The following is an 18,948-nucleotide window of genomic DNA, read 5'->3' as shown; positions in this document are numbered from 1 at the left end:
TCCTCACTCATGACTGATCTCCCGGCTCTTCTCCTGGTTTCCGCTCCTGGCTTGTCCGTACGGCGTCATGGACCGCCGCGACGACCGACTCCACGTCCTGTGCGCTCAGTTGGGGCCCCATGGGCAGACTCAGCACCTCGGCGGCCAGCCGCTCGCTCAGCGGCAGCGCACCGACGGGCTCGTCCGCGTAGGCGGGGGACCGGTGCACGGCGACCGGGTAGTGGACCAGGGTCTCCACCCCGGCCGCGGCGAGCGCGTCACCCAGCCGCTCACGGTGCGCCGTGCGCAGCACGTACTGGTGCCACACCGGCTCGGCCCAGGACCGCACCGGCGGCGCAGTGACCCCCGGCAGCCCCGTCAGGGCCTCGGTGTAGCGGGCCGCGACCTCGTCGCGGCGGGCGTTCCAGGCGTCCAGATACGGCAGCTTCACCCGTAGCGCGGCCGCCTGGAGCTCGTCCAGACGGGAGTTGGTGCCGCGCTCCTCGTGCCGGTACTTCACCCGCGAGCCGTAGTTGCGCAGCAGCCGTATCCGCTCCGCCAGCCGGGCGTCGGAGGTGACGACGGCGCCGCCGTCGCCCAACGCCCCCAGGTTCTTGCCCGGGTAGAAGCTGAACGCCGCCACATACCCGGAACCGATGCGCCGGCCCCGGTAGCGGGCCCCGTGCGCCTGCGCCGCGTCCTCCACCACCGGGATGCCCCGGGCCGCGGCCACGGCCTCGACGGCGTCGAGGTCCACCGGATGCCCGTAGGGGTGCACGGGCATGATCGCCCTGGTCCGCGGGGTGAGGGCGGCCTCGACCCGTGCAGGATCGATCAGGTACGAGTCCGCCTCCGGTTCCACCGGCACCGGACGGGCCCCGGTCGCGGACACCGCGAGCCAGGTCGCCACGAAGGTGTGCCCGGGGACGATCACCTCGTCGCCCGCGCCCACCCCGAGTGCCCGCAGCGTCAGCTCCAGGGCGGCCAGACCGCTGCCCACCCCCACGCAGTGCTCGTTCTCGCAGTACCGGGCGAACTCCGCCTCGAAGGCGGCCAGTTCGGGCCCGAGCAGATAGCGCCCGGAGCGCGCCACCCGCAGCACCGCGGCGTCGATCTGCGCCTGCACACCGTCCAGGGCGTGCAGGTCGCGCAGGTCGTGGAAGGGGACCCGCCGCACGGGCGCGAGGACGGGCGCCGTCACAGCTGCCTCCGCGCGTCCCGCAGGAACTCGTCGTACTCGCGGTAGTAGTCCGCCTCGTCGTAGTGCAGCGACGCCAGGACCAGAGAGACCGCGCCCTCCGAGAAGTCGCTGAGGTTCCGCCACACCATCGGGCCGATGTACAGACCCTGGCCGGCCCCGTCGAGCCGGTACTCGGCCCGGCCGAACCCGTCGTCCACGGTGATCGTGAAACTGCCGTGGACGGCGATCATGAGCTGTTCCAGCGCCCGGTGCGCATGCCCGCCCCGGGACGAGCCGGTGTCCAGGTCGTGCAGGTAGTACACCCGCCGGATCGGGAAACCGGCCGTCCACTCGGACTCGACGACGGACAGGCTGCCCCGCTCGTCGTTGTGCTGCTCCAGGTCGATGAGGGCACAGGGCTTGACCCTGCCCACCTTCGCTTCTGTGATGGTGCCCACTGTCATGCGATCGCGCTCCCTGGTTGCCCGGCCGGTGCCGTGTCAGGCGCCGCTCAGCCGCGCACGACGGAGGCGGGAAGGTGACGGGCGGTCAGCTGGTCCGCCTCGTAGAACTCCGCCCGGTCGTGATGGACCGTGAAGGAGGCGAACTCGTCGAAGGCGAGGTCGAGGAAGACCTTCGCCTCCATTCGGGCCAGGAAGGAGCCGAGGCAGTGGTGGATGCCATGGCCGAACGCCATGTGCCTGTTCGCCGTACGGCGGACGTCGAACGTGTCCGGGTCCGGGAACTGCGCGGCGTCACGGTTGGCCGACTGGCTCCACGCCACCACCATCTGACCGGCCTTCATCGGCACACCGAGGATGTCGGTGTCCTCCTTCAGCAGCCGGAAGATGTTGTTGAACGGGCTGCGGTAGCGCAGCGTCTCCTCGATCGCGCCCGGGATCAGCGAACGGTCCGCGCGCAGCGCGGCCTGCGCCTCGGGGTGCTCGTCCAGCACGATGAACAGATTGCTCAGCAGGGTCGCGCTGGAGATGTGACCCGCCGTCAGCAGCAGCGCCACGATGTTGACGATCTCCTCGTCGGTCAGCCGCCGGCCGTCGACCTCGGACTCGATCAGCCCGCTCATCAGGTCCTCGGACGGCTCCGCCCGCTTCTCGGCGATCTTCGCGTACAGGTACGCGGCCCACTCCTTGATGGCCGGGCCCATCGTCTCGGCGAAGTCGTCCGGCAGGTTCGGGTACTCCATCCCCTCGTTGTTGAGGATGACGTCGACCCACTCGCGGAACTTGTCCTGGTCGCTCGCGGGCACCCCGAGCAGCTCGGCGATCACCGTCACCGGCAGCGGGTACGCCAGTTCCGAGACCACGTCGATCTCGGTCCGCCCGCCCAGGCCGGCCAGCAGCTCACGGGTGACCTCCGCGATCCGCGGCTCCAGCGCGGCCATCCGGCGCGGGGTGAAGGCCTGGCTGACCAGCTTGCGCAGCGGGCCGTGCTTGGGCGGGTCGATCCCGCCGAACGTGCCCGGACCCATCAGCAGCTTCAGCTCCTCGGGCACCGGGAAGACGGGCGAGAAGTCCGAGGAGAAGATCTGCGGGTTGGTGGAGACGGTGTTGTAGTCGTCGTAACGGAAGACCTGCCAGGCGAAACGCGTCGCGTCCCAGAACACCGGCGCCTCGGCGCGGGCCCGGGCGAACCACTCCAGCAGCTGCCGGGCGCCCGCACCCTCGGGCTGCGCCAGCGGGTGCGGAGCCTCGGCCGGCTCAGTCTCGTCCGGGGCCACGGCGTCCGTGACCTCCGCGGTCTGTGTCGTCATATTCGGCTTCCTCGGCTGAAGTTCGGCAGAAGTCTGGAGAGGGATTGAGGGGGGCCGGGGGTGTCCCGCGGATCGGGAGGTCCGGCGAAGTCGGATGCGGTTCGGCAGCGCCCCGAAGGGGCGCGGGGAACTGCGCGACCAGCCACGACGGACCCGCGGTCGACGCACCGGACCTACAGCGGAGCGCTTAGCAGCGCCTCGATCGCGTCGGCCGCGGCCGGGGGACCGCCCGCGGACTCGATCTCCCCGCGCAGCCGGGCCACGGCGGCACGGACGTCCTCGTCGTCCGCGAGCGCCAGCGCGGTGCTGCGGACGAGCTCGGGGGTGACGTCGTCGCGCAGGATCTTGGCGCCCACGCCCAGCTGCTCCACCCGCGTGGCGGTCGCGTGCAGCTCCGCCATCTGCGGCACCGAGATCACCGGCACACCCTCGGAGACGGCCTGGAGCACGGTGCTCGTACCACCGTGGTTGATCATCACGGTCGCGTGCTTGAGCACCGCGCCCTGCGGCGCGAAGTCATGCACCTGGATGTGCGGGGGAACCTCGCCCAGTTCGCCCTCGGCCACCCCGCCCGCATGCGTGATCACGACGTCCCACTCGACGTCCGTGAACGCCTCGACACAGGCGCGGAAGAACGCCGGCTGCTTGCTGTAGAGCGTGCCGAGACTGATCAGGATCAGCGGCCGGCCGGTCCCGGGAGCCTCCCACTCGCCGTGGAAGGAGTTCGCGCTCGTGCACGGACCGACGAAGCTGACCTCCTCGCCGAAGGTCTCGCCCGCGTACTGGAAGGCACGCGGCAGATAGACCAGCGCCGGCCCCGAGTGCACCTCGTCGGCGAACTCACCGATGCCCTTGTCCACGTCGTGCTCGGCCAGCAACCCGGCGACCGCACCGAACAGTTCGGCCGTCTGCGGATCCTCCTGCTGCTCCTCCGCCGTGTCGACCGGCGGGTGCAGCGACCAGTGCTCGTTCGCCACGTACGTGGGCGTACTGCGGATCACCGGGATGCCCCACTTGGCCGCCAGGATGTGCCCGCTCCAGAACGACGACGGATCACACACGAACACATCGGGACGGTCGGCGGGATCGTCGCCGAAATGCTTCTCGAAATCCGGAAGCGTCTGCCGGGTCAGCTCCAGCATCCACTTCATCATGTTGACGAACTCCTGCTGGTCCGTGTACTCGGCCGAGTCCTGCTGCGGCACCATCGTGGCCAGGAAGCGGTCCTGGTCCATCGGGTACGGCACGAACTCCGCGCCGGTCGCCAGGACCCGCTCGCCATAGTTCTCGGACAGGGCGTAGCTGACCCGGTGACCACGTGCGACGAGCTCCCGCGCCACGGACAGCGTCGGATTCACATGACCGGCCGCGGGAAGGATGAAGAAGGCGATATGCGCCATCGAGTCAGCCTTTCGAAAGCAAAATGGAAACGGCTGGATACGGTGCAGGAAAACCCTCCCCGGACAGGCTCAACCGGCCGTGGAATGCAGCTCGCATTCCGCTCTATTGCGACTCGAATCCCCTCCGAAATTCCCTGCGACTTGACACAATCAAAAACCGAGGTGCGGTGACACGGCCGCGCCGCTGATTTGGTGTCAGGGGTCCGCGTACAGAGGAGATTTCAGTCATGACCTGCCCTCATGCCGTCGCCGGATCCGTCCGCACGTACCCCTTCGGCGACCGCGTCGACCTCGGACTCGATCCGGCCTACGCCGAACTCCGCGCCACCGAGCCGGTGGTGCGCGTGGCGATGCCCTACGGCGGTGAGGCCTGGCTGCTGACCAGGCACGCGGACATCAAGAAGGCCACCACCGACCCCCGGCTCAGCATGCACGCCGCCGCCGACCGGGACGTCCCCCGCGCCGCCGCCCGCGCCCTCGACTCCGTCGGCCTCATGGGCATGCCCGCCGCCGACCACGCCCGGCTGCGCCGCCTCGTGTCCCGCGCCTTCACCGCCCGTCGCGTCGCCGCGCTGCGCCCCCGCATCGCCGAGATCACCCACTCACTCGTCGACGACCTGGTCGCCGGCGGCGGCCCCGCCGACCTGGTCGAGAAGCTCGCCCTGCCGCTGCCCACCGCCGTCATCTGCGAGATGCTCGGCATCCCGCACGCCGACCGGCACATCTTCCGGACCTTCACCGAGGCCCTGATGTCCGCCAGCCGGTACACCGAGGAACAGGTCGGCAAGGCCGCCGAGGAGTACGCCGACTACCTGCGCGGATACGTCGCCCAGCGGCGTGCCAGGCCCGAGGACGACCTCCTCAGCGCCCTCATCGAGGCCCACGACGAGGGCGAGCAGCTCAGCGAGAACGAACTCCTCATGCTCACCGGCGGCATGCTCATCGGCGGCCACGAGACCACCGCCGGCCAACTCGCCTCCCACGTCCTGGTCCTGCTGGAGGACCGGACCCGCTACGAACGGCTCTGCGCCCACCCCGAGCTCGTGCCCCGCGCCGTCGAGGAACTCCTGCGGGTCGTCCCGCTCTGGTCCAGCGTCGGCCCCAGCCGGGTCGCCACCGAGGACGTGAAGATCGGCGGCGTCACCGTCCGGGCCGGCGAGGCCGTCGTCTACTCCCTCGCCTCCGCCAACCGCGACGAGGACGTCTTCACCGACGCCACCGACGTGCTCCTCGACCGCGAGACCAATCCGCACATCGCCTTCGGCCAGGGCCCGCACTACTGCCCCGGCGCCCCGCTGGCCCGCGCCGAACTCCAGACCGCCCTCGAAGCCCTGACCGGCCGGCTGCCCGGCCTGCGCCTCGCCGTGCCCGCCGACGAACTCACCTGGCACCGCGAGATGCTCGTCCGCTCCCTGGTCACCCTGCCCGTCACCTGGTGAACCGCCCACGGAACTCCCGTACATCTGGCTCGCTATCTCTGGCTATGGAGAATCAATGACCCCCAAGAACGCCGGGCAGTACGTGGGTGACAACGACATAGCCGTCGTCGGGATGGCGTGCCGGCTCCCCGGAGCCGCCACCGTCGAGGAATTCCTGCGGCTGCTGCGCACCGGCGGCCACACCGTCACCCGGCAGCCCGACGGCACCTGGCGGGCCGCACTGGAGAACCACGCGGAATTCGACGCGGAGTTCTTCGGCATGAGCGCGGCCCAGGCCGCCGCCACCGACCCCCAGCAGCGCCTCGTGCTCGAACTCGGCTGGGAGGCCCTGGAACACGCGGGCATCGTCCCCGCCCGCCTGCACGGCACCCGCACCGGCGTCTACGTCGGCATCGCCTCCGACGACTACGCCACCCTGGCCCGCCGCACCGCCACCGCCGGCGGGCACAGCGCGGCCGGACAGCACCGGGCGATGACCGCCAACCGCCTCTCCTACCTCCTCGGCCTGCGCGGCCCGAGCATGGCCGTCGACACCGCCCAGTCCTCCGCGCTGGTCGCCGTCCACCTCGCCTGCGAGAGCCTGCGCCGCGGCGAGACCGACCTTGCCCTCGTCGGCGGCGTCAACCTCGTCCTCACCGAGGACAGCACCACCGCCATGGAACTGATGGGCGCCCTGTCCCCGGACGGCCGCTGCCACACCTTCGACGCCCGCGCCAACGGCTACGTACGCGGCGAGGGCGGCGCGGCCGTCGTCCTCAAGCCACTCGGCCGCGCCCTCGCCGACGGCGACCGGGTGCACTGCGTCATCAAGGGCGGCGCCGTCAACAACGACGGCGGCGGCCCCAGCCTCACCACCCCCGACCGCACGGCCCAACAGGTCCTGCTCCGCGAGGCGTACGAGCGGGCCCAGGTCCCCGCCGACCGCGTCCGCTACGTCGAACTCCACGGCACCGGCACCCGCGCCGGGGACCCCGTCGAGGCGGCCGCCCTCGGCGCCGTACTCGGCGCGGCCCGCGCCCCCGGCACCGGCCCGCTCGCCGTCGGATCCGCCAAGACCAACGTCGGCCACCTCGAAGGCGCCGCCGGCATCGTCGGCCTGCTCAAGGCCGCCCTCGCCGTCCGCGAGGGCGAACTGCCGCCCAGCCTCAACTACGAGACCCCCAACCCGGACATCCCGCTCGACGCCCTCAACCTGCGCGTCCAGACCGAACTCGAGCCCTGGCACGAACCGTCCGGACAGCGCCGCCTCGCCGGCGTCTCCTCCTTCGGCATGGGCGGCACCAACGCCCACCTCGTGCTGGAACAGGCACCGCAGACCGAACCGGCCCCCGCCGCCCACCGACTCCCCGTGCTGCCGGTGGTCGTCTCCGGCCGCACCGCCGAAGCCCTCCGCGACCAGGCCGCACAGCTCAGCGCCCACGTCGAACACGCCCCGGAACCGGACCTCCTGGACATCGCCTGGACCCTCGCCGCCTCCCGCACGGTCTTCGGCCACCGGGCCGTCGTCCTGGCCGCCGACCGCGAGGAACTCCTGACCCGCCTGGAACGATCCGCCGTGCACGGCATCGCGTCCGCGTCCGGTCGGCGGGTGTTGGTGTTTCCGGGTCAGGGGACGCAGTGGGTCGGTATGGGGGCCGGGTTGCTGGAGTCGTCGCCGGTGTTCGCGGCGCGGCTTCGGGAGTGCGCTGACGCCCTGGCTCCGTTCGTGGACTTCGATGTGGTCGAAGTCGTGCGTGAGGGGCGGGAGTTGGACCGGGTGGATGTGGTCCAGCCGGTCACCTGGGCGGTGATGGTTTCCCTGGCTGAGCTGTGGCGTTCGGTGGGGGTTCTTCCGGATGCGGTGGTGGGTCACTCGCAAGGTGAGATCGCCGCGGCGGCTGTGTCCGGCGCTCTGTCGCTGGAGGATGCCGCCCGGGTGGTGGCTTTGCGGGCTGCCTTGATCGGGCGTGAGTTGGCCGGTCTGGGCGGCATGGCCTCCATCTCGCTGCCGTTGGCCGAGGTGGAGGAGCGTCTCGCAGCGATCTCCGGTCTGGGTGTTGCGGCCGTCAACGGCCCCTCGGCCACAGTCGTATCCGGTGACGCGGACGCGATCGTCGAGTTCGTCGCGGCTGCCCGTGAGGAGGGCGTCCGGGCCCGCCAAGTACCGGTGGACTACGCCTCGCACTCCGCACACGTGGAACGCATCGAGGCCGAACTCCTGGATGTGCTGGGCCCGATCACGCCGCTCCGCCCCCAGATCCCCTTCCACTCCACGGTCACCGGCGAGCTCGCCGACACTCTGGACGCCGCCTACTGGTATCGCAACCTGCGCAACCCCGTCCGCTTCGAGGAGACCGTGCGCGGTCTCATCGAGGACGGCTTCGGTACGTTCGTCGAGTCCAGCGCCCACCCCGTGCTGACCATGGGCATCGAGGAGACCGCCGACAGCGCCGGCGCCGACGCGCTGGTCACCGGCTCGCTGCGGCGTGACGACGGAGGCCTGGAGCGGTTCCTGACCTCGGCCGCCGAACTCTTCGTGCGCGGCACCGACATCGACTGGGCGGCCCTCTTCGACGGCACCGGCGCGAAGAACGTCGACCTGCCCACCTACGCCTTCCAGCGCCGCCCCTACTGGCTGTCCGCCATGGACGCCGACGAGCAGACCGTGACCTCCGTGGCCTCCGTGGCCTCCGCGCCCTCCGCGCCCGACACCGAGGAGACCCTGCTCAGCCGCGAACTGCGGGGACGCTCCGCCGACGAGCAACTCGACCACGTACTCGAACTGGTGCGGGTCCACGCCGCCGCCGTGGCCGACCGCCCGTCCGCCGACTCGATCGTCCCCGGGATCACCTTCAAGGACCAGGGCTTCGAGTCCGTCGACGGCATCGAACTGCGCAACCGGCTGCGGTCCGCGACCGGTCTGCGGCTGCCCACCACCCTCGTCTTCGACCACCCGACCCCCCTCGCCGTCGCCCGGCTGATCCGCGACGCCGCCGTCGAGGAGGCCGCCGCCACACCCGTTCCGGCTCCCCCCGAGCAACCCGCCCTCGACCAGGACGACGCCGTTGCGATCGTGGGGATGGCGTGCCGTTTTCCGGGTGGGGTGAGTTCGCCGGAGGGGTTGTGGGATCTGGTTGCTTCGGGTGGGGATGCGGTGTCGCCGTTTCCGGGTGACCGGGGTTGGGATGTGGAGGGGCTGTTCGATCCGGAGCCGGGTGTGGTGGGCCGGTCGTACGTCCGTGAGGGCGGGTTCCTGCACGGGGCAGGGGAGTTCGACGCGGGCTTCTTCGGGATTTCGCCGCGTGAGGCGGTGGCGATGGATCCGCAGCAGCGGCTGCTGCTGGAGACCTCGTGGGAGGCTCTGGAGCGGGCCGGTGTTCCGGCGACCTCGCTGCGCGGTTCCCGCACCGGCGTCTTCGTCGGCGCCATGTCCCAGGAGTACGGACCCCGGCTGCACGAGTCCGGCCAGGGCTACGAGGGCTACCTGCTCACCGGCACCACGGCGAGCGTCATGTCCGGCCGGATCTCGTACGCGCTGGGTCTGGAGGGCCCGGCGGTGACCGTCGACACGGCCTGTTCCTCTTCTCTGGTGGCCCTGCATCTGGCCGCGCAGTCCCTGCGGTCCGGTGAGTGCGACCTCGCCCTGGCCGGCGGTGCCGCCGTGATGGCGAATCCCGGGATGTTCGTGGAGTTCTCGCAGCAGCGAGGGTTGGCTACCGACGGCCGGAGCAAGGCGTTCTCGGACTCGGCCGATGGCACCAGTTGGGCCGAGGGTGTGGGTGTGCTGCTGGTGGAGCGGCTGTCGGACGCGGTGCGGCGGGGGCATCGTGTGCTGGCGGTGGTGCGTGGTTCGGCGGTGAATCAGGACGGTGCGTCGAATGGTCTGACGGCGCCGAACGGGCCTTCGCAGCAGCGGGTGATTCGTGCGGCGCTGGAGAACGCGGGGCTCACGGTCGCGGACGTGGACGCGGTCGAGGCGCATGGCACCGGGACCAGGCTGGGTGATCCGATCGAGGCGCAGGCGCTGCTGGCGACGTATGGGCAGGGTCGTGAGCGGCCGTTGTTGTTGGGGTCGTTGAAGTCGAACATCGGGCATGCGCAGGCGGCGGCGGGTGTGGGCGGTGTCATCAAGATGGTGATGGCGTTGCGGGAGGGTGTGCTGCCGAAGTCGCTCCACATTGGTTCCCCTTCGTCCGAGGTGGACTGGGACGCGGGTGCTGTCGAGTTGCTGACGGAGCAGTGTGAGTGGCCCGAGGTCGGTCGTCCTCGGCGGGCGGGTGTGTCGTCGTTCGGGGTGAGCGGGACGAATGCGCACGTGATCCTGGAGCAGGCGCCCGTCAGTGATGAGGCGGGGCCGGAAACTATCCGGGACCTGCCCGTCGTACCCCTCGTCCTCACCGCCAAGTCGGACACAGCCCTGCGCGAGCAGGGCGAGCGGATACGGGATCACCGTGAACCCCGGTTGTTGGACGTGGGGTTCAGTCTGGCGTCGTCGCGGTCGGTGTTCGAGCACCGGCGGGTGGTGCTGGGCGATCAGGTCGTCGAGGGTGTTGCTTCCCCGTCCGGTCGGCGGGTGTTGGTGTTTCCGGGGCAGGGGACTCAGTGGGTCGGCATGGGTGCCGGGCTGCTGGAGTCGTCGCCGGTGTTCGCTCGGCGGCTGAGGGAGTGCGCGGATGCCCTGGCTCCGTTCGTGGACTTCGATGTGGTGGAAGTCGTCCGTGAGGGGCGGGAGTTGGACCGGGTGGATGTGGTCCAGCCGGTCACCTGGGCGGTGATGGTTTCCCTGGCTGAGCTGTGGCGTTCGCTGGGCGTGATCCCGGATGCGGTGGTGGGTCACTCGCAGGGCGAGATCGCCGCGGCCGCTGTGTCCGGCGCCTTGTCGTTGGAGGATGCCGCCCGGGTGGTGGCGCTGCGGGCCGCGGTCATCGGACGTGAACTGGCCGGTCTCGGTGGCATGGCGTCCATTCCGCTGCCGTTGGCCGAGGTGGAGGAGCGGCTCCAGGCGTGGACCGGGCGTCTCGGGATCGCCGCCGTCAACGGCCCGTCCAGCACGGTCGTCTCCGGTGACGCGGATGCGATCGTCGAGTTCGTGGCCGCCGCCCAGGCGGAGGGCATCCGGGCCCGTCAGGTTCCGGTGGACTACGCCTCGCACTCCGCGCACGTGGAGCGTATCGAGGCCGAACTCCTGGATGTGCTGGGCCCGATCACCCCGCTCCGCCCCCAGATCCCCTTCCACTCCACGGTCACCGGCGAACTCGCCGACACCCTGGACGCCGCGTACTGGTATCGCAACCTGCGCAACCCGGTCCGCTTCGAGCACACCGTACGGAAGCTCGCCGAAAGCGGCTTCGGTACGTTCGTCGAGTCCAGTGCGCACCCCGTGCTGACGATGGGCATCGAGGAGACCGCCGAGAACGCGACCGTCACCGGCACGCTGCGTCGCGACGAAGGCGGCCTGCACCGCTTCCTGACCTCCGCAGCCCACCTCTTCGTGCGCGGCACCGACATCGACTGGGCGGCCCTCTTCGACGGCACCGGAGCCCGTCAAGTCGACCTCCCCACCTACCCCTTCCAACGCGAGCACTACTGGCACGAGCCCGTCACCCCCGCCGCCCTCACCCCCAACGGCACCGACACCTGGCGCTACCGGACCGTATGGAAGGGCCTGTCCGAGACCGGCACCCCGGTCCTCGACGGCCGCTGGCTCCTCGTCGTCCCGGACACGCTCGACGACGGCACCGCCGACGCCTTGGAGGCGGCGCTCACCGGTCACGGCGCCCGCACCGACCGCCTGATCCTCGACCCGGCCGACGCGACCCGCGAAACGCTGGCCGCGTGGCTGGCGTCGTACGAGGACCTCACCGGCATCCTCTCCCTCCTCGCGCTCGACCGTGCCCCGGAGTCCGTCCTCGCGAGCCTCGCTCTTGTCCAGGGCGCTGATGACGCCGAGGTCGCTCCGGCGCTGCTCTGGGCGCTGACCCGGGAGGCGGTATCCGTCGCTCCGGGGGAGGTGCCCGATGACATCGGGGCGCAGATCTGGGCCTTCGGCCGGGTCGCCGCGCTGGAACTGCCGTCCCTGTGGGGCGGGTTGGTCGACCTGCCCGCCGAGCCCGACCGGCGGGTCCTCGACCGTGTCGTCTCCGCCCTGGCCGGGACGGCGGGCGAGGACCAGATCGCCGTACGGGCCTCCGGCGCATACGGCCGTCGGGTCGCGCGGGCGGCCGGCGGTGCCCGTACGTCCGGCTCCCGGTGGAGCGCCCACGGCACCGTCCTGGTCACCGGTGGCACCGGCGCCCTCGGCGCCCAGGTCGCCCGGTGGGCCGTACGGCAGGGTGCCCGGCACCTCGTACTGACCAGCCGGCGCGGCCCGGACGCGCCGGGTGCGGCCGAACTGGCCGCGGAACTGCGGGAGTCGGGGGCCGAGGTGACCGTCGTCGCCTGTGACGTCGCCGACCGGGACGCGCTCGCCGCACTCCTCGACGCGCACCCGCCGACCGCCGTCTTCCACACCGCCGGTGTTCTCGCCGACGGCGTGATCGGTGCGGTCTCCGGCGACGACTTCCGGGCGGTCCGCGCCCCGAAGGCCGACGCCGCGCACCATCTGCACGAACTGACCGGCGGCCTGGACCTGTCCGCCTTCGTGCTCTTCTCCTCCGTCACCGGCACCTGGGGCAACGGCGGCCAGGCCGCCTACGCCGCCGCCAACGCCTCGCTCGACGTGCTCGCCGAACGGCGCCGCGCCGAGGGCCTGCCCGCCACCTCCGTGGCCTGGGGCCTGTGGGGCGGCGCCGGTATGGCCGAAGGCGCCGGCGAGGAGAGCCTCGGCCGCCGCGGCATCCGGGCCATGGACCCCGGCCAGGGCATCGAGGCCCTGCACCGGGCGCTCGACCTCGGTGACACCTGTGTCACCGTCGTCGACGTCGACTGGGCGGACTTCGCGCCGCGCACCGCGGCCCTGCGCCCCGGGCCGCTCTTCGACACGGTGCCCGAGGCCCGCCGCGCCCTGGCGGCCGTACGGCAGCAGGCCGCCGCCGAGTCCGCCGACGGCCTGGCCGGGCGGCTCGCCGGACTGTCCGCCGGTGAACGCACCCGCGTCCTCGTCGAGTTGGTGCGCACAGAGGCCGCCGCGGTGCTGCGGCACGGCGGCACCGACGCCGTGCGGGCCGATCGTGCCTTCAAGGACTCCGGTTTCGACTCGCTCACCGCCCTCGAACTGCGCAACCGCCTCAGTACGGCCACCGGTCTGACCCTGCCCGCCACCGTCGTCTTCGACCGGCCGAACCCGGCCCTGCTCGCCGAGTACCTGCTGGGCAAGCTCCTAGGAGAGAGCGAGACCTCGGCGCTCGCGCCCGTCCCCCGTGCCGCCGCCGACGACTCCGACCCCGTCGTCATCGTCTCCATGGCCTGCCGTTACCCCGGTGAGGCCGACACGCCCGAGGCGTTGTGGGAGCTCGTCATGGCAGGGCGCGACGTCATCGGTGCCGCGCCCGTCGACCGCGGCTGGAACCTGGACGAGGTGTACGACCCGGATCCGGAGAACGGCCGACGCGGGACGACGTACGTTCGCGAGGGCGGGTTCCTGCACGAGGCGGCGGAGTTCGACGCCGAGTTCTTCGGGATCAGCCCGCGCGAGGCCCTCGCCATGGACCCGCAGCAGCGGCTCCTCCTGGAGACCGCCTGGGAGACCCTGGAGCGCGCGGGCATCGACCCGCTCTCCGCCCGCGGCAGCCGCACCGGCGTGTACGCGGGCCTCACGCACCAGGAGTACGCCTCCCGGCTGCACGAGGCCGACGAGGAGCACGAGGGCTATCTGCTCACCGGCAAGTCCGCGAGCGTCGTGTCCGGGCGCATCTCCTATGTGCTGGGCCTGGAAGGCCCCTCGGTCTCGATCGACACGGCCTGCTCGTCCTCGCTGGTCGCCCTGCATCTGGCCGCCCAGGCGGTGCGGACGGGGGAGTGCGACCTGGCCCTGGCCGGCGGTGTCACCGTCATGGCCGCACCCGGGCTCTTCGTGGAGTTCTCCCGGCAGCGCGGGCTGGCCGCCGACGGCCGCAGCAAGGCTTTCTCCGACGCCGCCGACGGCACCAGCTGGGGCGAGGGCGCGGGCATGGTCCTGGTCGAGCGGCTCTCCGACGCCGTCCGCCGGGGACACCCCGTGCTCGCCGTCCTCCGGGGCCACGCCGTGAACCAGGACGGCGCCAGCAACGGCCTCGCCGCCCCCAACGGCCCCTCGCAGGAACGGGTCATCGCACAGGCGCTCGCGGGCGCCGGGCTCGGTGCGTCGGATGTCGACGTGGTCGAGGCGCACGGAACCGGTACGCGGCTGGGTGACCCGATCGAGGCACAGGCCCTGCTGGCGACGTACGGCCGACGGCCCGCCGGCGCGGAGCCGTTGTGGCTCGGTTCGCTGAAGTCCAACATCGGGCATCCGCAGGCCGCGGCCGGCGTCGGCGGTGTCATCAAGATGGTGATGGCCCTGCGGGCGGGCGTCCTGCCGAAGACCCTGCACGCCGACGTGCCGTCCTCGCAGGTGGACTGGGAGTCGGGCGCCGTCGAACTGCTCACCGAGGCCAGGCCGTGGCCCGAGACCGGGCGGCCGCGCCGGGCCGGTGTGTCCGCATTCGGCGTGAGCGGCACGAACGCCCACCTGATCCTGGAGCAGGCACCCGCCGTGGAGCCCGCCGAGGAGCCGGTGACCCGCGAACTCCCGGTCGTTCCCCTCGTGGTGTCCGCCAAGACGGCGCCCGGCCTGCGCGAACAGGCCGACCGCCTGCGCGCCCGACTGGAGCGGGACGGCGACCTGCGGACCCTGGACGTCGGCCACACACTCGCCACCGCGCGATCGGTCTTCGAACACCGTCAAGTGACGCTCGGTTCCTCGGTGTTCGCGGGCGTTGCGGCTGCTTCTGGTCGGCGGGTGTTGGTGTTTCCGGGGCAGGGGACGCAGTGGGTCGGTATGGGGGCCGGGTTGCTGGAGTCGTCGCCGGTGTTCGCGGCGAGGCTGCGGGAGTGCGCGGATGCCCTCGCTCCCTTCGTGGACTTCGATGTGGTGGAAGTCGTCCGTGAGGGGCGGGAGTTGGACCGGGTGGATGTGGTCCAGCCGGTCACCTGGGCGGTGATGGTTTCCCTGGCCGAGCTGTGGCGTTCGGTGGGCGTGATTCCGGATGCGGTCGTGGGTCACTCGCAGGGCGAGATCGCCGCGGCGGCTGTGTCCGGTGCTCTGTCGTTGGAGGATGCCGCCCGGGTGGTGGCTTTGCGGGCCGCGGTGATCGGGCGGGAGTTGGCCGGTCTGGGCGGTATGGCCGCCATCCCGCTGCCGTTGGCGGACGTGGAGGAGCGTCTCGCGGCGTTCTCCGGTCTGGGTGTTGCGGCCGTCAACGGCCCGTCGGCCACCGTGGTGGCCGGTGACGCGGACGCGATCGTGGCGTTCGTGGAGGCGGCGCGGCAGGACGGCATCCGGGCCCGCCAGGTACCGGTCGACTACGCCTCGCACTCCGCGCACGTGGAACGTATCGAGGCCGAACTCCTGGACGTGCTGGCCCCGGTCACCCCGCGCCGCGCCGACGTCCCGTTCTACTCCACGGTCGAGGGCAGGCTGCTCACGGACACCACCGTCCTGGACGCCGCCTACTGGTACCGCAACCTGCGCAACCCGGTCCGCTTCGAGCACACCGTACGCGGCCTCGTCGAGGACGGCTTCGGTACGTTCGTCGAGTGCAGCGCCCACCCCGTGCTGACGATGGGCATCGAGGAAACCGTCGAGAACGCGACCGTCACCGGCACGCTGCGCCGCGACCACGGCGGCCTGGACCGTTTCCTGACCTCGGCCGCCGAACTCTTCGTGCGCGGCACCGACATCGACTGGGCGGTCCTCTTCCACGGCACCGGCGCGAAGACCGTCGACCTGCCCACCTACCCCTTCCAGCGCAGGCGTTACTGGGCGCCGACCTCGCCGGCCGGAGTGGGGGACGCGGCCGCCGCGCGCTTCGGCATGGCCTGGGAGACGCACCCCCTGCTGGGCGGCACGCTGCCGCTCGCCTCCACCGGCGAGGTGGTGTGCGCGGGCCGGATCTCGCTCACCGACCACCCGTGGATCGCCGACCACGCCGTCTTCGGCCGGACCCTGCTGCCCGGCACCGCCTTCGTCGAACTCGCCCTGCACGCCGCCGCCGTGACCGGCTGCGCCGGCCTGGAGGAGCTGGGCCTGGAGGCGCCCCTCGTCCTCGACGGGTGCGCGGCGCAGATCCAGGTGCGGGTCGAGGCGGCCGACGACAGCGGCCGCCGCCGCGTGAGCGTGCACTCCCGTACCGAGGACGACGACACCACCACCGGGTGGACCAGGCACGGAACCGGAGTGCTCAGCCCGGCCGCCGCGCCTGCGCCGGCCGCCGAGTGGGCCGTACGGGCCTGGCCGCCGGCCGGTACCGAGCGGATCGAGGCGGCGGACGTGTACGGCCGGTTCGCCGACCTGGGCTACGAGTACGGGGAGATCTTCTCCGGCATCGACGCCGTATGGCGCGGGGACGGCGAGGTGTACGCCGAGATCCTGCTGCCCGGCGACGCCCGGGCCGACGCGACCGCGTACGGGTTGCACCCGGCCCTGCTGGACGCGGCCCTACAGCCGTGGCTGGCCGGCGGGCTGCTCGACGTGCCGGACGGGTCCGTGCTGCTGCCCTTCGCCTGGCAGGGCATCACCCTGCACGCCACCGGCGCCGACGCCCTGCGCGTACGGATCACCCGGTCCGGCGACGGCGCGGTCCGGCTGGAGGCCGTCGACCTCTTCGGCTCACCCGTCCTCACGCTCGACGCGCTGGTCATGCGGGCCGTCGAACGCGAGCGGCTGGAGGCGCTGCTCGGGGCCGCCGGAACCGAACCGCCGCTGTACCGGGTCGCCTGGCAGCCCGGCACCGGCGCGACGGAACCGCTGCGCCACCTGGCCGTGATCGGCCCCGACGCCGCCCGGATCGCCGGATCGGAGCACATCCACACCGACCTGGCCGCGCTGCGGGCCGCCGTCGAGGTCGGCGCGCCCGTGCCGGACGCCGTGGTCGTGGCCTTCCCCGCCGACCCGGCCTTCCCGGCGGACACCGGCCCGGACGCCGTACGCCGAATCACCGGCGACGGCCTGGCCCTCGTCCAGGAATGGCTCGCCCAGGACGGACCCCTCGCCGGAACCCGGCTGGCCGTGCTGACCGAGCGGGCCGTCGCCACCCGCCCCGGGGAGAGCCTGCCCGGACTCGCGGGCGCCGGCCTGTGGGGGCTGCTGCGTTCCGCCCAGACCGAACACCCCGGCCGGTTCACCCTCGTCGACACCGACGGCACGGACGCCTCTACGTCCGCGCTGGCCACCGCACTCGGCACCGGATCCCCTCAACTGGCCCTGCGCGACGGCGAGATACGCACGCCGACGCTGGCCCGCCGCGAGGAGCCCACCGAGGAGCCCACCGAGGAGCCCACCGAGGAAGCCACCGGGATCCGGTCCGACCCGGACGGCACGGGCGGGACGCACCCGTCTGCGTTCCACCGTGGTGAGGCGGCCTCGGGGTCGGTGACGGTGTTCGGTCCGGACGGCGTGGGCGGGACGCACCCGTCTGCGTCCAACCGTGGTGAGGCGGCCTCGGAGCCGGTGACGGTGTCCGACCCGGACGGCACGGGCGGGACACACCCGTCTGCGTTCCACCGTGGTGAGGCGGCCTCGGGGTCGGTGACGGTGTTCGGTCCGGATGGCGTGGGCGGGACACGTACGTCCGTGCTCACCCGCAGCGCGGAGACCACCGGGCCGGGGGCGCCGTTCGATCCTGAGGGCACCGTCCTTGTCACCGGGGCGACGGGCACCCTCGGTGGGCTGCTCGCCCGGCACCTCGTCACCGTGCACGGTGTACGGCACCTGCTGCTGGTGAGCCGCAGTGGGCCGGCCGCCGCCGGGGCCACGGAGCTGGAGCGGGAGTTGTCCGGGCTCGGCGTCCGGGTGGAGATCGCCGCCTGCGACACGGGCGACCGTGCCGCGCTGGCGGCGCTCCTCGCGGGCATCCCGGCCGCGCACCCGCTGACCGCCGTGATCCATGCGGCCGGCGTCCTCGACGACGGCGCCGTCACCGCCCTCGACGCGCGGCGGCTGGACACCGTACTGCGGCCGAAGGCGGAAGCCGCCCTGCACCTGCACGAACTGACCGCCCATCTGCCGCTGTCCGCGTTCGTCCTGTTCTCCGGCGCCGCCGGCCTCCTCGGCCGTCCCGGCCAGGCCAATTACGCCGCCGCGAACACCTTCCTGGACGCCCTGGCCGCACACCGCAGGGCCACCGGACTGCCCGCGACCTCCCTGGCCTGGGGCCTGTGGGGCGAGGCCAGCGGCATGACCGGGCATCTCTCCGACGCCGACCTGCGCCGGATGCGGCGCTCCGGCATCGCACCGATGAGCAACGAGCAGGGCCTCGCGCTCTTCGACCGCGCCCTGACCGCGCCGGGCGACGAGGCCCTGCTCGTTCCCCTGCGCCTGGACGTCCCGGCCCTGCGCCGGGAGCAGGCCGCGCACGGCACCGAGGCCGTGCCCGCGCTGCTGCGCACCCTGGTCCCCACCGCCCCCGCACCCCGGACCGCATCGGCAGGCCGCACCGGCGGCGGCGTCCCGTCCGAGGGCGCAGCCGAGGCACTGGACCGGCGTCTGGAGGGCCTGGACGACGCCGCCCGCCGCCGGGCACTGCTGGCCCTCGTCCGCACCGAGGTCGCCGCCGTCCTCGGCTTCACCGGACCCGACGCCGTCGAACCCGCCCGCGCCTTCCGCGACATCGGCTTCGACTCACTCACCGCCGTGGAACTGCGCAACCGCCTCACCGCCGCGACCGCACTGCGGCTGGCCGCCGCCGTCGTCTTCGACCACCCGACCGCCGAGGCGCTCGCCGAACACGTCGACGAGGAACTGCGCGTCGCCCGGGGCGGCGGCCGGGACGCGGGCGAGGCCGCGCTCGCCGGCCTGGACGCGCTCGAAGCCGCCCTCGCGGCCCTGGCCGAGGACGACATCCGCCGCGAGACCGTCCACCGCCGGCTGGCCGCACTGGTGGCCGCGGCCGGCATCGAACCGGCCCCCGCGGACCGCCTGGTGGCCGAGCCCCGGCTCGAATCGGCCGACGACGACGAACTTTTCGCCTTCATCGAGGAGCAGTTGTGACGGCAAGCCCCGCACCCGAGAACGCCGACCAGAAC

The 18,948-nt window shown here is 72.4% G+C and carries 6 protein-coding genes; 2 read left to right on the top strand and 4 right to left on the bottom strand.

What is annotated here, in order from left to right; genetic code table 11:
- Positions 1-7 precede the first annotated feature (7 nt).
- The 4 genes from KCH87_RS29200 to KCH87_RS29185 form a co-directional block, all read right to left on the bottom strand.
- Entirely contained in the window at positions 8-1,180 is a 1,173-nt protein-coding gene (locus tag KCH87_RS29200; protein ID WP_308298940.1) for a DegT/DnrJ/EryC1/StrS family aminotransferase, read from the bottom strand.
- Positions 1,177-1,623, bottom strand: a complete 447-nt coding sequence (locus KCH87_RS29195; protein ID WP_210589272.1) for an FdtA/QdtA family cupin domain-containing protein — start codon at positions 1,621-1,623, stop codon at positions 1,177-1,179. Before KCH87_RS29195 ends, KCH87_RS29200 begins: the two co-directional genes overlap by 4 nt.
- Positions 1,624-1,670: 47 nt before the next feature.
- Positions 1,671-2,930, bottom strand: a complete 1,260-nt coding sequence (locus tag KCH87_RS29190) for a cytochrome P450 (RefSeq protein WP_210589271.1) — start codon at positions 2,928-2,930, stop codon at positions 1,671-1,673.
- A gap of 173 nt (positions 2,931-3,103) precedes the next feature.
- On the bottom strand, positions 3,104-4,330 hold the full coding sequence (locus tag KCH87_RS29185; protein WP_210589270.1) for a macrolide family glycosyltransferase: 1,227 nt from the start codon (positions 4,328-4,330) through the stop codon (positions 3,104-3,106).
- Between the two features lie 227 nt (positions 4,331-4,557).
- Between KCH87_RS29185 and KCH87_RS29180 the strand changes: the two genes are divergently transcribed.
- Positions 4,558-5,769, top strand: coding sequence for a cytochrome P450 (locus KCH87_RS29180; RefSeq protein ID WP_210589269.1), 1,212 nt, complete (start codon positions 4,558-4,560; stop codon positions 5,767-5,769).
- 55 nt (positions 5,770-5,824) lie between these two features.
- Entirely contained in the window at positions 5,825-18,913 is a 13,089-nt protein-coding gene (locus KCH87_RS49375) for an SDR family NAD(P)-dependent oxidoreductase (protein WP_247196994.1), read from the top strand.
- Positions 18,914-18,948: the final 35 nt, after the last annotated feature.

It is taken from the genome of Streptomyces sp. GESEQ-35, assembly GCF_017948485.1.
GTDB lineage: Bacteria > Actinomycetota > Actinomycetes > Streptomycetales > Streptomycetaceae > Streptomyces.
Note: the sequence above shows the minus strand (reverse complement) of the source record. Positions and strands in the feature narration are given on the sequence as shown.